Origin of the sequence: Paracoccus sp. (in: a-proteobacteria) (genome assembly GCF_046462195.1) — a bacterium.
Classification (GTDB): Bacteria; Pseudomonadota; Alphaproteobacteria; order Rhodobacterales; family Rhodobacteraceae; genus Paracoccus.
Genome location: NZ_JBKGUN010000128.1, coordinates 1 through 2596, shown reverse-complemented (window position 1 = coordinate 2596; position 2596 = coordinate 1). Strand labels below are relative to the sequence as shown.

The following is a 2596-nucleotide window of genomic DNA, read 5'->3' as shown; positions in this document are numbered from 1 at the left end:
AGGAAACATGGGGCCTCACTGACAGGCCGTGGTCATATCCCCACCTCTCGACTTCCCGCGACTGCCGCAGTGTCATCGGGGCTTCGTGCAGATAGTCGTCGTTTCCGTTTCGCAACGCCTCGGGAGCAGTGATGGCCGGCAGCGACAGAAAGCCGAAAACTCTCGCCATGACACCGGCCGGATCGGCAACGAGATCCTCATAGCGCAGGATCATCACCGCGTGCAGATGGCGGATATCCTGCGCCAGCCGATGATGCGCTGCGATCCAGTGGTCGATCAGCACCCCTGCGGGCGCGTCCACCCATTTGCCGACGGCAGCAGCCACCGCTTCAGGATGGCGCAGGATCAGGATTGACTGTGACAGGGGGAAAAGCTGCTGGTAAAGTCGGGTGCGGGTCAGGTTGACGGGTGACTTTTCGACGCGCCACGGGCGCGACGGGTCGAACCATGGCGCCCAGTCCGCCTCCAGTCGCTGACGGGTCGCCAAGGTGTCCAGCGGGTGCCCCTCGATCAGATGCTGGTCGGGATCGGTCGCGAAATGCATGGGTCGACCGTGCAGCGCGGTATGGGGAATGGCACCCTGCAGATAACATCCCTCGTTCTCCGGAACCGGAGCATCATTGATCGACGCGACCTGAGGATGCGCCGCGATCAACCGTGCCAGAAGGGAGGTGCCTGAGCGGTGCAGTCCTCCCACAAAGACATAACGGTGCTGCATGGCGGTCCTCTTTCGTCCTTCAGGCGATGCAACGCGGTACGGGCGGTTCCGGTGCCAGAGGCTGGGCCGATGATCTTTTTCACGGCCATTTCGCATTTGCGTTGAACCGGAAGCGGAAGAAGATGGTTGCACCCGTGGCACGCGGTTCTGGGACCCGCTTTCTTTTGCCAAAGGGCGTAATCAATGTATCTGCTTCATCTCGCCTTGGGGGGTTGCCTCAAGGCGCCTCCTGTCCGCTATGGTATCACAGAGGATACGGGCGGCCACATTGCTTATGTCCTTGGCGCAGCCATGGCACAAGCCAGACAAGCCGAGGTGGACGCCGTCGATATCGTGACGCGAGCCTTCGAAGGCGCGGGGTTCGATCCGGTGCATGCGCAGGCGGTCGAACCGGCAGGCCCCGGCTGCCGCATCCTGCGTCTTTCCACCGGCAACCGTTCCTATCTGTCAAAGGAAGCGCTTGAGGCGGAACTTCCTGCACTGGAGAGATCCTTCTGCGCCCTTCTTGCCGGAATGAGCCGTCGCCCCGACGTCATCCACGCACATTTCGCAGATGCCGCACGCCTGGCGCAGGCGGCCGAACTGGCCTTCGGGATCCCCTGGATCTACACCCCTCATTCGCTTGCTCTTCAAAAGGAAACAGAGGCCTGCCTGCGGCCCGAACTGCAGACCCGCATCCGTGCCGAGCGAGCGGCGGTGACCTCGGCAGGTGCGATCATCGTATCCTCCCGGGACGAGGCCGAGCGTCAGTTGCTGCCCTACGGGGCCGCAGCCGAAGGACGCGCCCATTGTGTGGTACCGGGCGTGACGCTGTTGCCGAACGTGGGTGAAGGCGCGGCCGATCGCCTCTTGGCCCCCTTTTTGCGGGCGCCCGATCTGCCCATCGTGCTGGCAGTCGCCCGCCCCGTGCGCAAGAAGAACCTCAAGGGTCTTATCGAAGCCTATGCCGCGTCGCCCGAACTGCAGGCGCGGGCCAACCTGGTGATCATAGCCGGTCTGCGCGACGGGATCGATGGCGGACCTCCCGAACAGGCCGAGGTCCTGCGCGGCCTGATCGACAGCATCGACCGCCATGGCCTGTGGGGAAAGGTCGCTTTGCCGTCACGCCACGATGCGGCAGACCTGCGCTCGCTTTATGCACGTGCGGCCAAGGGGGGCGTCTTCGTCAACCCCGCATTCCACGAACCTTTCGGACTGACTCTGGTCGAGGCCGCGCAAGCGGGCGTTCCTGTTGTGGCGACATGCAACGGCGGACCTGCCGATATCCTGGACCGGCTGGGGCATGGAGCTCTTGTTGATCCGGCCAAACCCCTCCAGATCGCCACGGCCTGCCTGCGACTGATGGGCGATAGACAGGGCGCGCTGGCGGCTCGGGTACGGGCGCTGGCGGCATTCGACTGGGACAGGTGGGCAGGCCATTCGATCGCGATCTGCCGCAACTTGCGGCGTCCTGCACCGGCCCCTCGGGACCGGGTGCGGCGCATCCTGGCTTGCGATATCGACGGCACATTGACCGGCTGCATCGCAGCGGCGCAGCGGTTCGGGGACTGGCACGGACAGCGCCCTGACCGATTGCTCTTTGCGGTGGCCACCGGTCGCTCACTGACCGAGGCCCGCCGCGTGCTGGCCGAATGGTCCCTGCCGCGCCCCGATCTGTTCATCACCTCGGTCGGTACCGAAATCTGGCGCTGGAGCCAAGGCGACCGGCTGCTGCCTTGCAATGATTACGCCCGCCTTCTGGATGAGAATTGGGACCGTGCAGGCATCCTGTCCTTCCTGTCGGGCAGGCCGTTGCAATGGCAGGCAGGCCATGAACAGCGCCAATGGAAGCTGTCGCTGTTCGGCACGGCGCGTCTGGCGCGGCAGATCGCGCATAAC

At 64.4% G+C, this 2596-nt stretch carries 2 protein-coding genes; one reads left to right on the top strand and one right to left on the bottom strand.

Annotated elements, in window-relative coordinates:
• Window positions 1-718 (bottom strand): sulfotransferase family protein (locus ACLHHB_RS08260; RefSeq protein WP_410217795.1); only part of this gene is annotated, 718 nt, incomplete at its 3' end.
• A 183-nt stretch (window positions 719-901) separates the two neighbouring features.
• On the opposite strand from ACLHHB_RS08260, the gene ACLHHB_RS08255 reads away from it, so the two are divergent.
• Window positions 902-2596: glycosyltransferase (locus ACLHHB_RS08255; RefSeq protein ID WP_410217794.1), on the top strand; the 1695-nt coding region annotated here is incomplete at its 3' end.